General features: G+C 38.0%; 18 protein-coding genes. 6 read left to right on the top strand and 12 right to left on the bottom strand.

Going from position 1 to position 18,644, the window contains the following annotated elements:
* Window positions 1-158 precede the first annotated feature (158 nt).
* The 3 genes from GYA54_04010 to GYA54_04020 all read left to right on the top strand — a co-directional run bounded on the left by GYA54_04010 (window position 159) and on the right by GYA54_04020 (window position 2,817).
* On the top strand, window positions 159-695 hold the full coding sequence (locus GYA54_04010; GenBank protein ID NMC51862.1) for a CPBP family intramembrane metalloprotease: 537 nt from the start codon (window positions 159-161) through the stop codon (window positions 693-695).
* Window positions 696-700: 5 nt separating this feature from the next.
* A complete protein-coding gene (locus GYA54_04015; GenBank protein ID NMC51863.1) occupies window positions 701-1,093 on the top strand; it encodes a GtrA family protein in 393 nt (130 codons plus the stop codon).
* A gap of 131 nt (window positions 1,094-1,224) precedes the next feature.
* Window positions 1,225-2,817, top strand: a complete 1,593-nt coding sequence (locus GYA54_04020; protein ID NMC51864.1) for a DUF2079 domain-containing protein — start codon at window positions 1,225-1,227, stop codon at window positions 2,815-2,817.
* Window positions 2,818-2,839: 22 nt separating this feature from the next.
* On the opposite strand, the gene GYA54_04025 is transcribed toward GYA54_04020, so the two are convergent.
* The 12 genes from GYA54_04025 to GYA54_04080 form a co-directional block, all read right to left on the bottom strand.
* The gene (locus GYA54_04025) at window positions 2,840-4,372 is read right to left on the bottom strand and encodes a phospholipid carrier-dependent glycosyltransferase (GenBank protein NMC51865.1); all 1,533 of its coding nucleotides are present in this window, start codon (window positions 4,370-4,372) and stop codon (window positions 2,840-2,842) included.
* Between the two features lie 29 nt (window positions 4,373-4,401).
* Entirely contained in the window at window positions 4,402-5,049 is a 648-nt protein-coding gene (locus GYA54_04030) for a hypothetical protein (protein ID NMC51866.1), read from the bottom strand.
* Entirely contained in the window at window positions 4,988-5,656 is a 669-nt protein-coding gene (locus GYA54_04035; protein ID NMC51867.1) for a hypothetical protein, read from the bottom strand. The genes GYA54_04030 and GYA54_04035 overlap by 62 nt, the downstream gene beginning before the upstream one ends.
* Window positions 5,653-6,402, bottom strand: coding sequence for a polyprenol monophosphomannose synthase (locus tag GYA54_04040; protein NMC51868.1), 750 nt, complete (start codon window positions 6,400-6,402; stop codon window positions 5,653-5,655). The genes GYA54_04035 and GYA54_04040 overlap by 4 nt, the downstream gene beginning before the upstream one ends.
* Window positions 6,403-6,409: 7 nt before the next feature.
* Complete coding sequence (locus GYA54_04045; protein NMC51869.1) at window positions 6,410-8,071, bottom strand: hypothetical protein; 1,662 nt, start codon at window positions 8,069-8,071, stop codon at window positions 6,410-6,412.
* Between the two features lie 3 nt (window positions 8,072-8,074).
* Window positions 8,075-9,742 (bottom strand): YfhO family protein, encoded by a 1,668-nt coding sequence (locus GYA54_04050; protein NMC51870.1) that lies wholly within the window; start codon window positions 9,740-9,742, stop codon window positions 8,075-8,077.
* A 6-nt stretch (window positions 9,743-9,748) separates the two neighbouring features.
* Window positions 9,749-10,459, bottom strand: coding sequence for a glycosyltransferase (locus GYA54_04055; GenBank protein NMC51871.1), 711 nt, complete (start codon window positions 10,457-10,459; stop codon window positions 9,749-9,751).
* 4 nt (window positions 10,460-10,463) lie between these two features.
* Window positions 10,464-12,107: a hypothetical protein gene (locus GYA54_04060; protein NMC51872.1), complete on the bottom strand. Its 1,644-nt coding sequence runs from the start codon at window positions 12,105-12,107 to the stop codon at window positions 10,464-10,466.
* Between the two features lie 54 nt (window positions 12,108-12,161).
* Window positions 12,162-12,425: a hypothetical protein gene (locus tag GYA54_04065; GenBank protein ID NMC51873.1), complete on the bottom strand. Its 264-nt coding sequence runs from the start codon at window positions 12,423-12,425 to the stop codon at window positions 12,162-12,164.
* A gap of 9 nt (window positions 12,426-12,434) precedes the next feature.
* Window positions 12,435-13,505, bottom strand: a complete 1,071-nt coding sequence (locus GYA54_04070) for a hypothetical protein (GenBank protein NMC51874.1) — start codon at window positions 13,503-13,505, stop codon at window positions 12,435-12,437.
* Between the two features lie 59 nt (window positions 13,506-13,564).
* The gene (locus tag GYA54_04075) at window positions 13,565-14,152 is read right to left on the bottom strand and encodes an RlmE family RNA methyltransferase (GenBank protein ID NMC51875.1); all 588 of its coding nucleotides are present in this window, start codon (window positions 14,150-14,152) and stop codon (window positions 13,565-13,567) included.
* A gap of 180 nt (window positions 14,153-14,332) precedes the next feature.
* Window positions 14,333-15,262, bottom strand: a complete 930-nt coding sequence (locus tag GYA54_04080) for a hypothetical protein (protein NMC51876.1) — start codon at window positions 15,260-15,262, stop codon at window positions 14,333-14,335.
* A gap of 129 nt (window positions 15,263-15,391) precedes the next feature.
* Between GYA54_04080 and GYA54_04085 the strand changes: the two genes are divergently transcribed.
* The 3 genes from GYA54_04085 (at window position 15,392) to GYA54_04095 (ending at window position 18,636) form a co-directional block, all read left to right on the top strand.
* Complete coding sequence (locus GYA54_04085) at window positions 15,392-16,444, top strand: peptidoglycan bridge formation glycyltransferase FemA/FemB family protein (protein ID NMC51877.1); 1,053 nt, start codon at window positions 15,392-15,394, stop codon at window positions 16,442-16,444.
* A 9-nt stretch (window positions 16,445-16,453) separates the two neighbouring features.
* Entirely contained in the window at window positions 16,454-17,197 is a 744-nt protein-coding gene (locus tag GYA54_04090; GenBank protein NMC51878.1) for an NTP transferase domain-containing protein, read from the top strand.
* A gap of 98 nt (window positions 17,198-17,295) precedes the next feature.
* Entirely contained in the window at window positions 17,296-18,636 is a 1,341-nt protein-coding gene (locus GYA54_04095) for a UDP-N-acetylmuramoyl-L-alanyl-D-glutamate--2,6-diaminopimelate ligase (GenBank protein NMC51879.1), read from the top strand.
* The last annotated feature ends 8 nt before the right edge of the window (window positions 18,637-18,644 follow it).

Consider the following 18,644-nt stretch of genomic DNA (forward strand, 5'->3'; position numbering starts at 1 on the left):
AGCCACCTTAATGGCTGGTACTTCGAGGACAAACAGGTCTATGATCTGACTTATTTGTCTATTGGTTAATTTGCTGTTTGGTATTAACTTGCTTGCCATGTTATCAGCATAAATGTTTATGCTGTTCTAGACAAGCTCCTATTTTTATTGTCCCTATTTTGGCCTTGAAATTTAATTTCATCCCCAGAAATTATTATCTACTTGTGTTGGCGACAATATTGACGATCGTGGTGATATTAGAGTGCCGAGGCGGTTTATTTTATAAAAAATTCAACATACGGACTGATAATTTTTTCTCTGTTGCCGGTCCATATATTATTTTTACGATCGCAGCTGGCACAATATTAATCTTTTTTGCCCAAATTATAAATAATAAAACGGTCGAACTTAATTATTGGTTATGGTTTTGGGGCTGGTCGCTGCCCATTGGTGCGGTTCAGGAATTTTTATATCGAGGATATTTAATGGTACAACTGGAAAAAATCTGTCAATCACCACTGAAAATTATTCTCATCAATGCTTCGCTTTTTGCCTTGATGCATATTATTTACCAGCCGTTAATAGTCGTCTTGCCCATAACTTTTTTGGGCGGAGTTGGTTTTGCTTGGTTGTACAGAAAATTTCCCAATTTAATATTAGTTTCCATGAGCCATGGGTTTTTAAATTTTATGGCACTTTGGTTGGGATTTTTTTAATAAATATGCTATCAAGGATTCGGCGTTTATTATTTTATTATACTGTTTCCCTGGCCACTTTCGCCGGAAATGTTTTTGGTGCCTGGCTTTTGATGGAATATTTTCAAGTACAGCAGATACCGGCCATAACGGCCGGGTTCATTTTACAAACCGTGACTGCTTTTTTTGTAAACAGGCGCTGGACATTTGAAAAGCAAACAAAAATTTCACGGGGGCTAACCACGACCTTGGCCATACAGGTGGTGGCGCTTTTGATTGCTATTTTGGGAACAGAGGGGGGAATGAATATACTGGGGCTTAATTTTATCAGCTCGCGAATTATCTCTGGGTTGATTGCCGGATTGTGGGGCTACACCATGGATTCTTATTTGACTTTCGGTTTAGCGCCCTTCACTTAGAGACACACTAAGATAAAAAACGAGTAAGATAGAAATTTCCCCGATGGCGACACACAAGGACAGTTCTTAAGTATTAAGGACTGTCCTTGTGTGTTTATAATAACTGAACTTTTTCGTGTTATAATAACCTCATGAATAAATTAATGTCTTGTTTTTCAAAAAATAGCGGGAAAATACTGGCCGGAATGATTAGCGCTTATGTGGTGGCAATCTCAGCAGTCTGTTTTTGTAAATACCAACATTTTTTGTATGGCGGACTGGATTTGGCAATTTTTAATAATGCCCTGTTTAATACCCTCCACGGCAACTGGTTTTGGTCATCTATTCAGGGGCACAATTACTGGGGCGATCATTTTGAACCACTGTTAGTTGTGTTTTTACCTATTTATTATCTCTGGCAGTCGCCGGTTTTGCTTCTGATTTTACAAACAATATTTTTGGGTCTGGCCGCTTGGCCCTTGTATTTGGTTGTTATACAAGCCTGTCCCGAGTGCAGCGGAGCGGAGTCGAGGGAACCCGTGCCACCAAGTTCTGATTTTAATTATAGTGAGTGCGGGTCTAAACGTGATCCCTCCGCTCCCCCGATGGACGTCGGGGTCGGTCGGGATAAACCCAAAATCATGGCTCTGGGCGTAGCTTTCCTCTGGCTCATTAATCCGCTGGTTCACAATCTTAATTTGTTTGAATTCCACGCTATTGCTTTTTTCCCGTTTTTCTTTTTCTCCCTATTTTATTTTTATCTCCAATTAAAAGAAAGCCCTGCCAACAAAAAATTGCTTTCGTCTTTTTATATTTTAATATTTCTATGCCTCATGGTCCGCGAAGACATCACTTTTATAATTTTGACATTTATAATTCTGATCTGGCTAGACGCACTTAAAAATAAAAACAAGGCCTTTCTCCTGATTGCTAGTTATGGATTACTAATTACTATTTTTTATCTAATAATCTCTTTCAAAATTATTGCCCACTTCTCCCCTTCTGGTTTTTCCCCTTTTGGCTATTACTATGGCTGGCTAGCCAGAACTAATATACTCGGGACAATAAAACACTTTTTGACGCTGACCAATTTGGAAATGATTTTGGGTTTTTTGGCCCCATTTTTGTTTTTGCCAATCATTAAGCCAAAGTGGCTTTTGCTGACCACGGTTCCTTTGACGCAAATAATATTTTCGGCTGGTGGTGGGGGGGCTTTGGTCTGGCAGATGCACTATGGTGCCTTATTTTTGCCTGCCCTCATAATAGCTTTTATTTATGCTTTTCTGCCGGCTGATAATTTTATAAACAAAAAACTCGGTGGAAAATATTTGCTTTTAATACTCGCTTTGGCGGCAAACTTTTGTTTGTGGCCGAGTTTTGGTATTTTAAAAAATGATTTTTCTCAGACAAAAAATGGTCCTGACTTGGACCAGATTGAAAGGGGCGCGGCCGTGATGAGCAGTTTTAATTATCTACCGAATCTATCAAGTAGAAAAAATATTTATTCCCTGCATTATTATTTCTTGGGTGTCCAGCAGTTTGCCCAGGCTGATTATAGCTTCAAACTACTACCAGAATATATCCTTTTGGATGAAGCTGATTATAAATATTATGATGAAATATTGAAAACCTCTGCTTGGGCTGGCAAATATTATAGTCGTGGGTACAAAAGGCTGGAAGAAATACTCGATTCTTACAAAAAAATAGAAAGTAAAGATGGAGTGAGTTTGTGGAAAAAAATTTAACAGACAACCTACAAAAACCCGGTCAAAGGGCCGGGTTTTTGAATATATATACGGCAGCCCTCTCAAAAAAACCTTCAAACTTTTGTTCTTTAATTAACTTCCAATCACTTTTTAAGAATTTATCTAGAATAAAATCAGCATGATGAATTTCGGCTGAAACTGCTGGGTAAATCAAAATTACCCTCTTATCATTTTTAAACGCCTCAAAAAAATCTGGTAAATCTTTTGGTTGAATCGCGGGATACCAATTATATTTTATTGCCAAAAGCAGTGGGTCACTGCCAAGTTTTTCGCTCAAAATATTGGAAATTGCCAATTTGCCCCGATAGTAATAATCAAAGGGAACATTATAAACAAAAGCCGGGAAAAAAATAATATCACCGGGGGCTTCAATCTGCTCAACATAGCTCGCCAGTTCATCCCATTTGTGTTGGCCTTGATTTTTTATGATATCAAAACTGTAAGGCAAAAGGAGAAACAAAATGCCAACTATAATAATTTTTTTGTGGCTACTTTTAAAATTTAATTTTTCAAAGCCCATGGCTAAAAGCAAAAATAAACCGGGACTGCCAAGAATATAATACTTGGATACCCAAATCTGCAAGCACAGACCGATGGATAGCGGTATGATAAAAATCAACAAAGACAAAAGTGCTGCTGAGGGGAACTCTAAATTAAATTTAACTTCTTTTAATTTTGATGAACACTCGAGGTGAGAAACAAAAACGGAGACAAAAAGTACCCCAAAAAATAATAAGGCAATAATTTCTAAAAATGGATGTTCGACACCAAGAAAAAAATAGGCACGAGGTAGCTCAAATAAAAGCGCGCCACTGCCAGATGTATTGAAATACCAGGCATCGTCGGTCAGGCGAGAGACATTGTGAGTAATAAAATTTATAAGCCACGGCAAAAAGGCTAAGACAACCAAAAATTGGGCCAAAAGCCACTGGCGCCAGCTGGTTTTTTTTTGAGAAATAAAAAAATAATGATAAAACCAATATAAATTGCAGGTTATAATCATGGCAAGGCCTATTAGGTGAGTATAAAGAGTAATAATCGCAGCTATAATATAGGCGGCAAGAAATAATTTTTTATTTGATTCTAAATAGCGCCAGAAAAAATATAAGGATAAAAGAAAAAAGCAAAACAACATCGGATACATACGCGCATCCATAGAAGTAAAAAGGTGATAGCTAGAAGCGGCAGAGAGAAGGGCAGCAAATAAGCCGACACTGTCTTTTTTGGTAAGGGTGCGACCCAAAAGATAAATGATAAAAATATTAAGAATAGAAAACAGAAAAGATGAGAGGCGTAAAATCACTTCTGTTTGGCCAAATATTTTTATCCAAAAATGCAAAAGCCAATAATGGGCTGGTGGGTTGTTTTCCCACTGTAAATACTGCCAACTTTCGACAAAGCCCTTTTGGGCAATGCTCAAACTGACAACCTCATCAAACCAAAAGCTACCAGAATGAAAAACAGCAACCAGGCGAAGTATCGCGCCCAAAATAATTATTAGCAGCAAAAGAATAATAACCTTTAATTTTTTCATAGTAGAAAATAATTTTATTTAATGGCGGATTATTTAGACACTGAAATAATTTTATCATCAATAAGAAAATAGGAGACAATAAATATTTGGGAAATAAAACCAATATAATTATCATGAAAAAATCTAGATAGAAATAAATAAATAAAAATTAGAGCGCCGTAACAAAAAACTAGATGGGACATATTTTGGCTATTGCCGTAATTTTTAATTAAAAAATAATAAAAAATAATTGTGATAGGAATCTGAGCTATCCAAAACGGGAAATAATCAGTAATATTTTTGATAAGCCCAAGTTGATAAAATACTACGGACAAACCATAACCACTTATGGGGTAGCTTGTCGGTATTGTGCCGGCTGGGTAAGCATAAATATCTTGAAAAAAAGAAATTGGGTCCCAAATAACAAATGGCAAAATTAAAAGTAAGAATAATGTTGGGAATGGCCAGATTAATTTAATAAAATTTTTTAAATACTCCCCAATCTCAATTTTTACATTTTTTTGTTTAATAAAAAAATGAACATAAATAAAATAAAATGGTACAAAAAACCAAGCTGTGTGTTTGGAAGAGCAGGCTAGGGCTAGGGTGACTGCCGACCAAGATATTATTCCTCTTTCAAGTAAAAAAATGGTTAAAATCAACCAACTTAAAACAAAAACATCGTCTCTCCCCTCCAAAAAAAAATCTCAAAAATAAGGGATTAAAAGCATAGGCGGCAACAAGAGAAAATTTATTTTCTACTTTTTTGGGGAGCTGGTAAAGAACCAACGAGCTCATGATAAAAAGAATAATATAAACTAGCCGCTCGTCAAAAAAATGTATTGTGTTATTAAAAAATAAATAAAAAGGAGTAGAAAAAACAAGGTGAAAGGGCAATTTTATGCAATGATAAAGGGCTGGATTTACTAAAAGGTGGTCGTTAACAAAAGGGAAGTCTTCTAGCTCCGTGCCAAAATAATTTTCGATATAGGGATTTTTACCCTGTAGTAACATTTGAATAGCTGGTTCAACTTGCAAGATATTATCATGTACAAAGACTGGCGCTCCTTGACTTCTATTATTAATTTCTGTTATAAAAGCTGTACCCACAACAACAAATATAACAATAAAAAGAGCTAGCTGTTTTTTAAATAATAAATTGCCCCTATAATCAACCCAAAAATAGAAAAAAATAGTACAAAAAAACAATAATGCGTGCAAAGAAGTTGCTGATGGCCACGAAGAAAGAAAGAGAAAGCCACCGATAAAAATTATTACTGAGCTTAAAGAAATATTTTTTTTCATGTTGTTTTGTGTCTAGAAATACTTTTTATAAATAACAAAAAAGCTTTCCTGTTTATTTTTAAATTTAAAATTGTTTTAAAAAATTCACGAATATCTTTCTGCCCAAGTTTGGATTGGCCTTTTTGGCGGTCAATAAATGTAACTGGGGCCTCAACAATTTTCAGACCGGCTTTTTCCAGATGATAAACCATTTCGATTTGAAAAGCATAGCCGTTGCTTTTTATTTTTGAATAATCTATTTTTTTTAGAGCGTTCGTGCAAAAACAACGAAAGCCCGCGGTAATATCACGTGTTTTCAGGTTTAATAAAAAACGAGCAAAAAACATGGCGCCATTGGAATAAAGATGCCTTTCCCAGTTCCAGCCGATAATCTGACCGCCTTTTATTTTTCGTGAACCGATAACCAAATCGGCTCCGTCTTTGGCGGCAGATAATAACCGCGGTAAATCTTTGGGATCATGAGAGAAGTCTGCGTCCATCTCAAAAATATATTCTGCGCCTTTATCTAAACAATAATCAAATCCCTCACGATAAGCAGAGCCCAAACCAAGTTTGCCCCGACGATGAATAACAAAAACTGGATATTTCTGTGACAGCTCATCGGCCAATACACCGGTGCCGTCAGGTGAATTGTCATCTATTATTAATATTGATAAATCATTAATACCCTGCCCGAAAATCTCCATGACCAGCTCGGCCAGGTTTTCCTTCTCGTTGTAGGTGGGGAGAATAATAAAATTTTTCATAAACATCCTATTCTAACATTACCCGATAAATATAAACTTGACCAGAGCGATAGACCTCTCTTAGATAATTCTTTTGACCGGGCTCAAAATCTCCAACCTCGGCCTCGCTTTCGCTAAAAAAAATAAAATTAATATCATTTTCTTTTAAAAATTTTTTCTTCTTATCATCAAGATTGTTTATTTTATAAAACCAGAGGACTTGTTCTGATTTGCTGCCGAAAAACAAAGTTTCCACACCGTGGCCGGCAAAAACCTTGCGACCAGTAATGCCCGGGATAAGATTGCCATTTATAATATCCGACAAAATAACATTGTCGAGGGTGGCATTATCTTTAAGCCAATGAAATGCAATGAGCTTGTCATTTTTTGGGTAGAGTTGTTCAATATACCTTTTGTCGGTGAAAATAGAAAATTCGCGCACCCAGTTGAAGATTTGTGAGGGGCAGAAAAAAATAATAAATAAAATAACAGCCAGATATTTGTTGTTGACAAAAAAATTGAAATTCTGGGGAGAAATTTTTCTTTTGAGAAAATAAAAAAAATAATATAAACCCCAGACAGCCAAAATTCCAAGTGGAATTTGCAGGCCTTGGAGCATGCGCCTTTGCCAAGGTAGGGGGGAATAAACCAAAATTGACTGAGCAACAATCCAGACAACCAAAAAGATGTACTTGTTCTCTAATTTTTTATTTTTGAATAGCTGATAGCTGCCATAAACAGTAAAAGCTAAAATAAATCCGTAGCTAATAATGGTCACCCACCAAGACGGTGTCAGACAAATATTCTGATAAGTGCGCATCTGGGTAAAAAAATCAGAGCGAGAAAGCCAAAAATAATACGCGAGCGATGGCGAGGAAATAGCAAAAAATATAAAAGCGTGTTTTAAAATATTAAAACCTATTTTTTTATTTTTGATAAACAAATAAAGAATATAGATGCCAATAACGGCAAAAATAGTGGGAACATGAAAGGGGTGGAACTGAAAAAGAATAAGTGCCAAAAAGCCAGAGATAATACTATATTTAATTTTTTTGTGTTCCAATGAAATAAAAAATAAAAAGAGGGTTGCAATAATCAAGCCAGTGGAAAGCACTAGATGGCCAGACTGAAGCATGGTCAAAAGGGTGTTGCTTTCGGCAGCCCAAAGATCCAGCGGCCAATTATACCAACCCTTTTTATAAACATTATTTTCTAAAACGAAAGAAAAGGCTGCACCTAGCCCAGAAGCAAAGACCAAGAAAATAAAACCAACCAGGCGCCATCTTGGGTTGGGGAAATAATAAACAGTAAGGAGGTATAAAATAAAAAGTAAAAGAGGAATAAAAAGTATGCGTACCAACTGGAAAACAACAATGTTTGAGAGGTGAAAAGCTTTGGCCAAAATACCAGTGAAGGACCAAAAACCATTGAACATCACCCTGCCCTGCGGTTCACCAGAATATAAATCCAGTTGTACCAGGTGCCCTTGGCGCGCCTGCTCAATATAGGAAAAATAAACGTGAATATCTCCGGGCGTGAGCGAATGAAGGCCGCTATAAGTTGAATCTGGTGGTGTTTTATACCAACCGTAAATATAAGGGATGGTAGTAGTAATAATAATAAAAACAGTAATGATAATAAAAAAGCACCATTCTTTTTTGGTTATAGATTTTATCAGCGCCTGCAGCATAAATTATTTTAATTGATAAACATAATCGTTATCCACAAAATAGATAAGATCAGCAAGACCCTCCTCTGATAACCTGTTTATAATCTTGGATTTAAAATTGGGAGGATAATAATCAAAATGAAAAATTATATGAGTAGCCCCATAATTCTTGATGGCAGAGAGGTCTTCCTTTTGAATATCAAAATTGCACAGCTGGATGATTAGCCCCTCGTAATTTCTTGGCGAATGGCCGCTATAACCATTGACCATCTTTTTGAAATGAGAGATGGAATAATATTCATAAAAACCGCCCAAATTATTTTCTGAATAACCAACCCCCAAGGGTAATTCTAAATAAACATTAATATCACTGGTGTTTTTGATCCAATTATAAATTTTGGGTACTGGGGGAACAGCCACATATTCTTTGGGGGGCACAAAACTAAACTCCACAAATAGAAGAATTATAATTGAAAAGAATACAAATAATATTTTCTTCCGCTTATTTTTAAAATAATCAACAAAGAGCCAGCGCAGACCAATACTGATAAGTGCGGCTGAGCTCAAAAGAAAAAAGATACTATACCGACCAACACATCGGACGCCAGAAAAACCGGGGACAAAATGATAAAAAAAAGCCCAGGGGCCAATAAGACCCCCCATTTCTCCGCGCGTAAATTGAATATAGTAGCCAAGAGAAAAAAGAACCGCGACAAAGCCGATCAACAAATAGATGGCCTTTGTCTTGTCTCTTTGAATTGAATGATGAAGCACAATAATGGAAAAAAATAATAACAATAAAACAAAAACCCCCGGACCGACTATCCACTCTGAGAGATAGGTGGGATAAAAGTATTTGTAAAAAAATGGGCTAACTAAATAATCATATAAATCAGGGGAAAGGCCTTCAATATTATCAACAGAGCGGGCAAAACCCTGGCTTTTGAGCTGTAGATACGGCCAAAGTACAGACAAACAAACAATGATTATGATTGAACAAAAAATAAATAATTTGAGAACAAACTCTTTGGTGATTTTAATGCTTTTGAAGTCGATATTGGCCAGAATAAAAAAAATGATCACAACTGGCAAAAATAGGAAATACTGCATGGCATTGAGAAAAACCATCAGCGTAAAGAATAGCAACAATAAGGTATGTCGCCAAGAAAAATCTTTAAAAATTTTGTGGAGATAAAGAAAAAAATAGGGCAGCCACATGCCGCTTAGATTGATGTGCTCTAAATGAGTAATTTTGTAAGGCGCAAAGGCATAAATAAAAGCAGCAATAAAAGAAGCTGCCTTGTTTTTAGTCAGATAAAAGGCTAGTAAATACATACCCAGGCCGCCGATGGCAAAAGATGACAGGCTAATAATATTAAAAACCAAAATAATATTTTTGAAAATCAAAAACAACGGCCAAGCTAAAAGGAGCGAGCCAAACATGTGCTCGGTAAAAGCTAGGGTATTTTTGAAGGGGGCAAAAATATTGGTGTCAAAAACAGCGAGAGGATTAATCGGGATTTGATGCATCTCCCAAGACCAGATCCAACTGACCAAAAGCGGGTCCGGACCCTTGGGTAGCGCTGAGCCAAGGTGATCGAGCGGGGCCTTGGTAAATACCAAGGATAATACTAAAAAAATCACAAAAACACCCAAACAAATTATTTTATTATTTATTTTGTTTAAAAACATAAAGGATTACTTGTGATGGCTAAAATAAACACGAAAAATATTTTTTAAATACTCAAAAGCCACAAACATTGGACTGACCTTGCTTTTTCTATTTGCTGCCCGTGGCTCTTGCCAGACAACCGGAATTTCTTTTATTTTATAATGGGCGCGCTCCGATAAAATTAAGAGCTCTGTATCAAAAAACCAAGTCTGGTTTTTTACTCTGGGAATGATGCTGTCAACTATTTGTTGGTTAACGGCCTTGAAACCACAGGGTGCGTCTTTTATTTTTAGGTTAAAAATAATTTTTAAAATGTTTTTTAAAAAAATAGAAAATAATTTTCTGGCGAAGGATCGCTCAACTACTGATTTTGGCAGAAAGCGCGAGCCAGCGGCAATATCGGCTCCGGCTTTGACTGCACTAATAAGCGCGGGTAAATCGTTTAAGCCAACGGACAGATCTATGTCCATAAAAATATAAATATCACTTTTGAATTTTTGCCAAGCAGATATCACAGCCAGACCCTTGCCCTGTGAATTAAGATGAAAATATTTTATTTTTTCATGAGTATGGGATAATTTTTCTCCAATTAACCCCGTAGCGTCAGCGGAATTATTGTCACTAATAATTATCTGCCAGTCGCCGGATAAATTTTTCTGGCAAAAATCAAAAACTTGAAGCGCATTTTTCTCCAAAATCAGCGCTTCATTAAAAACCGGCAAGACAATAGAAATCATAAGCTTAATTTATCTGGTAAATCCGCCCATCTCGATCTTCATAAACTTTAACACACTGGTGATCCAAGTCTAGTTTGGGCTGCAGGGCCTTATTTTCTTTTTGGATAAAGACAAAACTGGTGTTGAATTGCTCTTTAATCAGCTGGCAGACACCGAATCTTTTTTTGCCATTAATAATATTTTTCCAGAGAAGATATCTATCTTTATCTTGGAAATACATAAAAGTCGGATCAAGACCAAGGACATAGGAGTTGTTGGGGTTGTGATAAAAAAGCAAAGGGAAAGAGCCCCAATTGTCATGAAAAATAATACTGCCTACCGGGGTATTTTGCTTGAGCCAAAGACTGGCGCCCTCAAGGCTAGTAAAATTATAACCGCTAGTCAGTGACCGGCGAAGACTAAAAAAATTGTAAGAAAAAATAACCGGCAGACAAAGCAAAAGCAGGCTGATTAAAACTATAACCAAAGAGCGATAGCGAAAATAGATGATTGATAAATATTTTCTTACTCCTGATAAACTATTAAAAACGAGGCTGGAGAAAACCAGGGCTAGGGGGATAAAATACTCAATATTTCTCTGGGATTTGAGGGTGAGGATGAAAAATATTAAACTTAAAAAAAGTAACAGCCAGCTGAGCCGGCTCTGGCGCTTAATAAAAATAAAAAAGAAAAGCAGAGAAATAAAAAAAAGAATTGAAGTGTAGATATTGTGACCAATTAAATCAAAGATACTAAGATCATACCACTCGGCGCCGACAGCCACAATGTTTTTGTAATTAATAAGGCCGATTTCAAAAGTCTGCTGCCAATAAAATAATAAATTTTTCGGGAAATAGGGGTTGATAATCAGACCAGCCAAGAGTCCAGAAAAAATGCTAAGTGGTAATTTTAAATTTGACCAACTGAATATATTTAAAAATAATAATCTTAAATTTTGTCCGTTAGTCCGTTTCGGTCTAGTAAGATGACTAGTAAGATGGAATGGGGAATGATTGAGTTTATTTCTGTTGATGCCCTCAAGCCACTGGTAAACCCCAGAGACAATAAAATAGATAAAACCTATCCCAAATAGTATAGGCCAACCGCCATAAAGCCAGACATAGGCAAAAGATAGAATAAAAAGCGGGAGAGAAAAACGTCTTTTGTCTCGGGCAATAAAATAAAGAGCCACCAAAATAAAAACGAGAGAGAGCGAGGGTACTTTGGCTAGATTCAAGCGAAAAACAAATTGATCGGAAAATATTAAAATCAGAGTATAAATAAAAGAATATCTGATTTTTAGGCGGTCAAGTAGCCATTGAAAAATAACTACGGCCAGGGCGGCCAAAAAGATAGCAGCAAACTTTACCACCGCAATAGCACTCCAAGAATAACTAAAAGGCACCAATAACAAATGGTAGAGAAGGTGGTGGTCAATAAAGACTTTGTCCAAAGTAGTAAGGGGTAGCCAGTGAAATTCCTTGATAAGGCCGTGGTCTCGAATAATTTCTACTATTTTGGCATGGTAAAAAGAATCCGGGTCGGGGAAAGATGGGCTATTGGTCAGCCAGAAAAAATAGCTAAAAACCAAACAAAATAACACAAAATAAAGAATTAGCCGCTGGGCTAATATCCTGCCAAATAATCTTTTTTGGTATAAGGAAAACATGCCTTTATTATATCAAAAAACCGCGGCTCGTAGAACCGCAGTTTTATTGAAATATTATTCATTATACATAATAGATAGCTTGGTTTTTATACCCTTGAGCCGGCTGAGGTCGGTGGCCAATTTTTGAATTTTGTCTTTTTCGCCAGAGAGCACCAAAATTATAATCCCGAGACAATGTGCTAGGCAGGCGGTGTTGGGATTGACACCAAGACGCGACATTATGAGATGGCCATTTTGGGTAAGAATTTGGTTGACTTTGACAACATTGGCCTGACGATCAGTAACTAGAATAGAGAGTGTGGCGAGATATTTTTTCATATTAATAAATTAGTTTGCTAATTGTTTTTTGAAATAATCAACAAAGGGGACGCCAGCTGGGTCGATGCCGTTTAACATGGCTAGATAGAAACTAAGGTAGGAGCCAAAAAGCAGAGCGGCGAAAGACTGTTCTAGCTCGCTCCCGCCGGGAACAGAAAAAGTGGAATAGCCGACCTTATTTTGCCGGACAACATCCTCGGTAATCTGATAGCGCTTTCTGTTGCGCACATGATAAAGATTGGATTCTAAAAATAAGAAATGTAAATTTTTATGATTGGATCTTGGATGAGCCAAACCCTCTAATAAGTGATGATTGAGTTCGGAGATAAGAAAGTAAGTGGAAAAATTTTTGGCATTTTCGTTGAGCTGGTTGGAGAGGATATGAGCATTGCCGGATAAAAACTCAGAGGCGATGACAGCAATAATCTTGTCTTGTAGATCGACTGCCAACTTTTTGGCATTATTTTGAGAAAAGCTCTGGCGGGGAGAAAATTCTTCATTGAGCCGAGATAAGAGTGCTAAAACTGATTTTATTTCTTTTTCAGTGGTTTGGACTACGCCGCATTTATTTAATAATCCTAGTATACCAGCGACTGAATAACCAAGGCCGATCCGCGGCTGGTTGCAGATATTATGCTCGGGGTTGAAAACATAACCAGGGATCTGACCGCTTTTAATTAACCCAGCTAGATCTCCGCCAGAAGCAATGCCCAATATTTTGGCGCCACGACGCTTGGCCTCACGAAAGGTGGAGAGAACTTCTTCGGTAGTACCAGAATAACTGGAAATAATATAAAGGGTATTTTTATCGACTAGCCCGGGTAAATCATAGCTGTGGATGTTGCCAAGTGGTAATTTTAGTTTTTTGAAATAAACAGAACGGATGAGATGGGTGCCAAGACCCGAGCCGCCCATGCCATTGATTATCACCTTATTGATTTTTTTGTAATTGACAGGAATTTTGAGTTTTTGGGTTTCGCTCCAAGCCTGCTCGATTTGGCGCGGCAAAAGAGCAATAGATTCTAAGACCCTGTCTTTGTCCAGTTTGCCAAGATAAGCGAGATTGTCGAGAGTGTGCATACACTAATAATTTTCAATTTCTAATTTTGTAATTGTCTGTATTTATTATATCCCCTACCCTATTTTCTCGCAATTAAATAAACTTCAAAGCTCCGATCACGGCTGGCTTTGGGCTTGTAGATTTCGACATTGGCAAACTGAGGTTTTAATTCTTGGATAAATTCATCAAATTCACTACCCTGAAAGACCTTTAAGATCAGTGCTCCACGTGGAGCTAAAAATTTTTCTGCCAATTTAACAACTTGGCGATTTAAATCTAGCGAGCGGAAATGGTCTAATTCCTTTTCGCCAGAAGTGGCTGGGGCGAGATCAGAAAGGATAATCGGAAATGGAGCGGGGTGATATTTTTGAATTAATTTGACCGCCTCATCAGAAAAAATATCAACAATGAAAGTTTTGATATTTTTGGCAATGGGCTCGATTTTTTGGAGGTCTAAACCAATAAGCAGAGACTTTGCCCCAGTAATTTTACTCGCATATTGTAGCCAACTGCCGGGTGCGGCACCCAAATCCAAGACATCCAAACCCGGTTTGAGAATATAAAATCTTTTTTGAATTTCTTCTAGCTTAAAAGCGCTCCTAGCGCGATAGCCGAGCTCTTTGGCTTTTTGAAAATAAGAATCTTGGGGAACAAAATTTTTGGGCATAGAAAACAAATTTTATCCTGACCCCGCCCGAGGCGGGGGAAGGACCCCGTGGTAATTTGATCACCAGCGAGACCCCTCACTGGCGTTCAGGGTAAAATATGATTTATATCTTAATACTAGCCCAAAAAGATTTTTTAGACAAAATAAAGCGGGGCACCTGGTGGGTGACCCGCTGTTTTGTCAGAATTTGAAGCTGTAATAAATCTGGCAGAGAAAGAGAAAATCATCTTTCCCCTCCTCGCGCCAGACATAATTGAGCTGGAATTTTAGGATGTCAATGAAATACTGACATCCCACCACGGCCTCCATCCCGTGGTAATCTTTTACCCGATCATTGCCGATGTTATACAGGCGGCTGACGAACTGTAGACTGTCAGCGCCGACGAATTTGGTGAACATGTGGTTGGCTTCCAGCAACCAGCCGCGATATTCCAGCGAATGGCTTTTTTCTTGAAGTAACGAGCCGCCCAAGGTAGTTCCTCTGAAAGTCACAAAGGCCTGCAGGAACCCCTTGCCTTTCTGGCCGATCGGAGCGGGCTGCTTGCCGGTTTGGAAACCGCCACGAGTCACAACCCAAGACCACGGGCGCTGTTCAAAGTAGAACATCACGTCCATGGAGGTGTTGTTGTCGACCGATCCGCCTGAGCCATTGAGAATATAAAAGGTGAAAAAATTCTTCTCCTTTAATTCTCCGTATTGGATCCCAACGCCCATATCGGATGTGGGTTTACCGAATGGTGAGAAGGGATTTAGAATAAAAATTTTCATCTCGCTCGGTGGATCAATGGCACGCATCCAATTGATCAACCGCCCTCCTTGCAACTTCCACTGCGACGCGAGTCGATAGGAAATATACGCGTCCAAAATGTGACTGGCAGTGTCAGCCGGAGAAGCATCAAACTTGCCCGAAAACGAAACCCGGCCATGGTTGAGCTGGCAGGTGATTTGCGGGTTTCTGTAATAGAAACCTTTTTTTACTGGGTCGGTGCCGTTCAAGGTCTGAATGAACATAGTGACTTTGTTGGCTGGTTTTTTAACCGTAGTGTCAGGTTCTTGCGCCGTGACAGTTGCAATCAATACAAACAACAAAAACAATACTTTGCGCAACATGGTTGCACTCTCCTTTTTATATGATGACGTAATTTTAATTTTATTACCTTTTTGTGTTCACCTAAGATTAGTATAAAATCATCAAAATGTCAATTGCTTAATTTCCAAAAAAATTATAAACTTCTAGATATGGAAATTATTGCTGATTATAAAAATAAAACTGAATGGAATAACTTTGTAGCGGACAATACCAGCCCGTCGAGTTTTTTGCAATCGTGGGAATGGGGTGAATTTAATGAGAAAATACTTGGCAATAAGGTGGTGCGCCTGGCAATGTTAGTGGACAACAAATTGGTGATGACGGCTAGTTTGATCAGAAAAGAGCTACCCAGCGGGCATTTTTATTATTATTGCCCGAGAGGTATTGTCTGGGCCAAGGACTTTATGGATAAGCGGGCAGATTATTATCGACCTATTTTGAAAAAAGCAGAGGCGGAATTGGGAGAGGCGGTATTTTTGAGATTGGACCTGCCTTATGAACACAAAGATTATCTGGCGGGGTTTTTGGGCCGGTTGGGTTTTAGAAAGCCAAAAATATTGACCAAAACCAGCGAGCCAAAAAGTACTCTACTTTTAGATATCACGAGAAGTGAGGAGGATCTTTTGGAAAAGATGAATCAAAAAACCAGATATAATATTCGCTTGGCGGAGAAGAAAGGAGTAAAAATTAGAATAATGAATTATGAATCTAGAATTATGGATAAGGATATAGAAAAGTTTTATCAGCTGAGCAAAGAAATGGCGGGAAGGAATAAGATAAAAATTTACGAGCGTAGTTATTATGAGAAGTTGGTTAATTTTTTTGGCCAAGGGGATAAGGATGTCAAACTGAAATTGTATCTGGCTGAATATGAGGGAAGGGCACTCGGCTCGATAATGGTAGTTTATTTTGGCAATGGTGCGACCTATCTGCATGGAGCGTCGTCAAATGAACATCGCGAACTGATGCCCAATTATCTCTTGCAGTGGAAAGCAATAATGGAGGCCAAAAAAGAAGGTTATAAGATATATGATTTCTGGGGAGTGAGTGAGGAAAACAGACACTGGGCTGGTATTACCAGATTCAAACATGGCTTTGGCGGCAAGACGGTGGAATATTTGGGGAGCTGGGATTATGTCTTGAATAAAAAATGGTATAACCTTTTGTGGGGTGCAAAATTTTTTAAAAAAATAATACCCTAAGATGCTTTTATGATAAAAAAGATTGTGATCATGGCGGCCGGCAAAGGTACAAGAATGCTCGAGCTGTCAGCAGATAAACCAAAACATTTGATCGGCGTGAAAGACCGCCCTTTTTTATATTACTCCCTAGCCAATGTCAAAGCGGCTGGATTTGAGGAGATAATTTTGGTGGTAGGTTATAAAAAGGAAAAAATGGCAGAATTTACAGAAGAGTACGGAAAAGAATTTAATCTGAAATTGGTAGACCAATTTGAAAAAATGGGCGAAGATAAATACGGCACGGCTATGCCTGTCGCGGCAACAAAGGAGGCGGTCTCAAATGAAAATTTTGTGGTGATCAATGGCGATGATCTCTACGCGGTAGAAGATCTGAAAAAAATGAAAGAACTAGATGATGAATTTTGCTATGCTGGTGGTATGCCGACCGATGACCCATCGCCATATGGAATTTTAAAGCCTGATGGTGATAATTTTTTGGAACGCATTGTAGAAAAACCAAAACCAGATATTGATTTTGATGGCAGTCGGCCTAGAGACTATCTGGTCAATGTGGGGATGTATAAATTTACACCGGAAATTTTTTGGGCGATTGAAAAAATAAAACTTTCTCCTCGCGGTGAATATGAACTGACTGACGCGGTAAGTATTTTGGCCAGAGAGAAAAAAGTAAAAATAGTACCAGTGACTGGCAAATGGAAAAGCTTTACCAATCCGGATGATATAAAAAGAATGGAAGAGTATTTAAATTATTAAATTGTCTTATTATTAAATTATTGAAAAGGATAAAAGCCCGGGGTGCCTCTCGGGCTTTTTGATTTGCCCCAGGCATAAGGGCGTGATAGACTGAAAATATGATAAAAACACTGATTAAAAAATTAATACCTAAATTTTTACTAGGCTGGTATCACTTGGGTTTAGCTGTTTTGGCCAAGTGGTATTATAGTAATCCATCGGGAAAATTGATCGTGATTGGGGTGACAGGGACCAATGGCAAGTCTACAACTGTCAATCTGATTGGCAAAATTCTCGAAGAAACTGGAGCCAAGGTCGGCTGGACCACTACGGTCAATTTTAAAGTGGCTGGCAAAAAGTGGCTCAATGATAAAAAAATGACCATGGTTGGCCGGATGCAATTACAAAAACTCTTGGCCGAGATGGTAAAAGCAGGTTGTAGATATGCTGTAATAGAAACTTCTTCTGAAGGAATAAAACAACATCGCCACTCGGGCATAAATTATGATGTGGCGGTTTTTACCAATTTGACGCCAGAGCATATTGAATCACATGGTAGTTTTGAAAATTACAAAAAAGCCAAGGGGAAATTATTTGTGCACCTAATGAAATGCCGACGCAAAATAATTGCGGGGCAAAAAGTACCAAAAATTAGTGTGGTTAATTTGGATAGTGAGCACGCGGATTATTATTTAAATTTTCCAGCAGATAAAAAGTGGGGCTACACGGCAAAACACAAAACTCAACCAACAAAACTCAATAATATAATTATGGCTGATAATGTAAAGATAGGAACAAATGGTTCTGAATTTGAAGTGGAGAATGTAAAATTTACCACCAAGCTACCCGGTGAATTTAATGTAGAAAATTGTCTCTCCGCCATTGCCACAGCTGGGGCTTTGAATATTGGCCTGGAAATTAGCAAAAATGCTTTGGAAAAAATTGATGGCGTGGCTGGCCGGATGGAATTTATTGATGAGGGACAAAATTTTCAGGTTTTGGTGGACTATGCGCCAGAACCAGAATCAATGCGCCGGCTGTATGAATTTATTAATAATAACTTGAGAATAAAAGGAAAAATAATTCACGTGCTTGGCTCGTGCGGTGGAGGACGAGATAAGTCAAGACGACCGGTTCTCGGTAAAATGGCGGCCGAAAATGCCGAGGCGGTGATTGTGACCAATGAAGACCCTTATGATGACGAACCGATAAAAATAATTAATGAAGTGGCAGCAGGATCAGAAGAAATAAAGAAATTGGGGAATAAAAAAGTTGAGGTAATCAAAATCCTTGATCGCCGCGAGGCAATAAGAAAGGCCATCGAATTGGCAAAAGAAAATGACCTGGTACTTTTGACTGGTAAGGGGGCGGAGCAATTTATCTGCGTAGCCAAGGGAGAAAAAATCCCTTGGGATGAAAGGATGGTGGCAAGGGAAGAATTAAGGAAATTGAATAAATAAGGTATAAT

It is taken from the genome of Candidatus Kuenenbacteria bacterium (assembly GCA_012797775.1).
GTDB lineage: Bacteria > Patescibacteriota > Patescibacteriia > UBA2196 > GWA2-42-15 > JAAZMX01.

Coding starts and splice junctions, on each gene's coding strand:
- GYA54_04060 (NMC51872.1), bottom strand. CDS start 12,107: ATGTTTTCCTTATACCAAAAAAGATTATTTGGCAGGATATTAGCCCAG.
- GYA54_04070 (NMC51874.1), bottom strand. CDS start 13,505: ATGCACACTCTCGACAATCTCGCTTATCTTGGCAAACTGGACAAAGAC.
- GYA54_04065 (NMC51873.1), bottom strand. CDS start 12,425: ATGAAAAAATATCTCGCCACACTCTCTATTCTAGTTACTGATCGTCAG.
- GYA54_04025 (NMC51865.1), bottom strand. CDS start 4,372: ATGAAAAAATTAAAGGTTATTATTCTTTTGCTGCTAATAATTATTTTG.
- GYA54_04055 (NMC51871.1), bottom strand. CDS start 10,459: ATGATTTCTATTGTCTTGCCGGTTTTTAATGAAGCGCTGATTTTGGAG.
- GYA54_04020 (NMC51864.1), top strand. CDS start 1,225: ATGAATAAATTAATGTCTTGTTTTTCAAAAAATAGCGGGAAAATACTG.
- GYA54_04045 (NMC51869.1), bottom strand. CDS start 8,071: ATGCTGCAGGCGCTGATAAAATCTATAACCAAAAAAGAATGGTGCTTT.
- GYA54_04040 (NMC51868.1), bottom strand. CDS start 6,402: ATGAAAAATTTTATTATTCTCCCCACCTACAACGAGAAGGAAAACCTG.
- GYA54_04090 (NMC51878.1), top strand. CDS start 16,454: ATGATAAAAAAGATTGTGATCATGGCGGCCGGCAAAGGTACAAGAATG.
- GYA54_04035 (NMC51867.1), bottom strand. CDS start 5,656: ATGAAAAAAAATATTTCTTTAAGCTCAGTAATAATTTTTATCGGTGGC.
- GYA54_04015 (NMC51863.1), top strand. CDS start 701: ATGCTATCAAGGATTCGGCGTTTATTATTTTATTATACTGTTTCCCTG.
- GYA54_04075 (NMC51875.1), bottom strand. CDS start 14,152: ATGCCCAAAAATTTTGTTCCCCAAGATTCTTATTTTCAAAAAGCCAAA.
- GYA54_04085 (NMC51877.1), top strand. CDS start 15,392: ATGGAAATTATTGCTGATTATAAAAATAAAACTGAATGGAATAACTTT.
- GYA54_04095 (NMC51879.1), top strand. CDS start 17,296: ATGATAAAAACACTGATTAAAAAATTAATACCTAAATTTTTACTAGGC.
- GYA54_04080 (NMC51876.1), bottom strand. CDS start 15,262: ATGTTGCGCAAAGTATTGTTTTTGTTGTTTGTATTGATTGCAACTGTC.
- GYA54_04050 (NMC51870.1), bottom strand. CDS start 9,742: ATGTTTTTAAACAAAATAAATAATAAAATAATTTGTTTGGGTGTTTTT.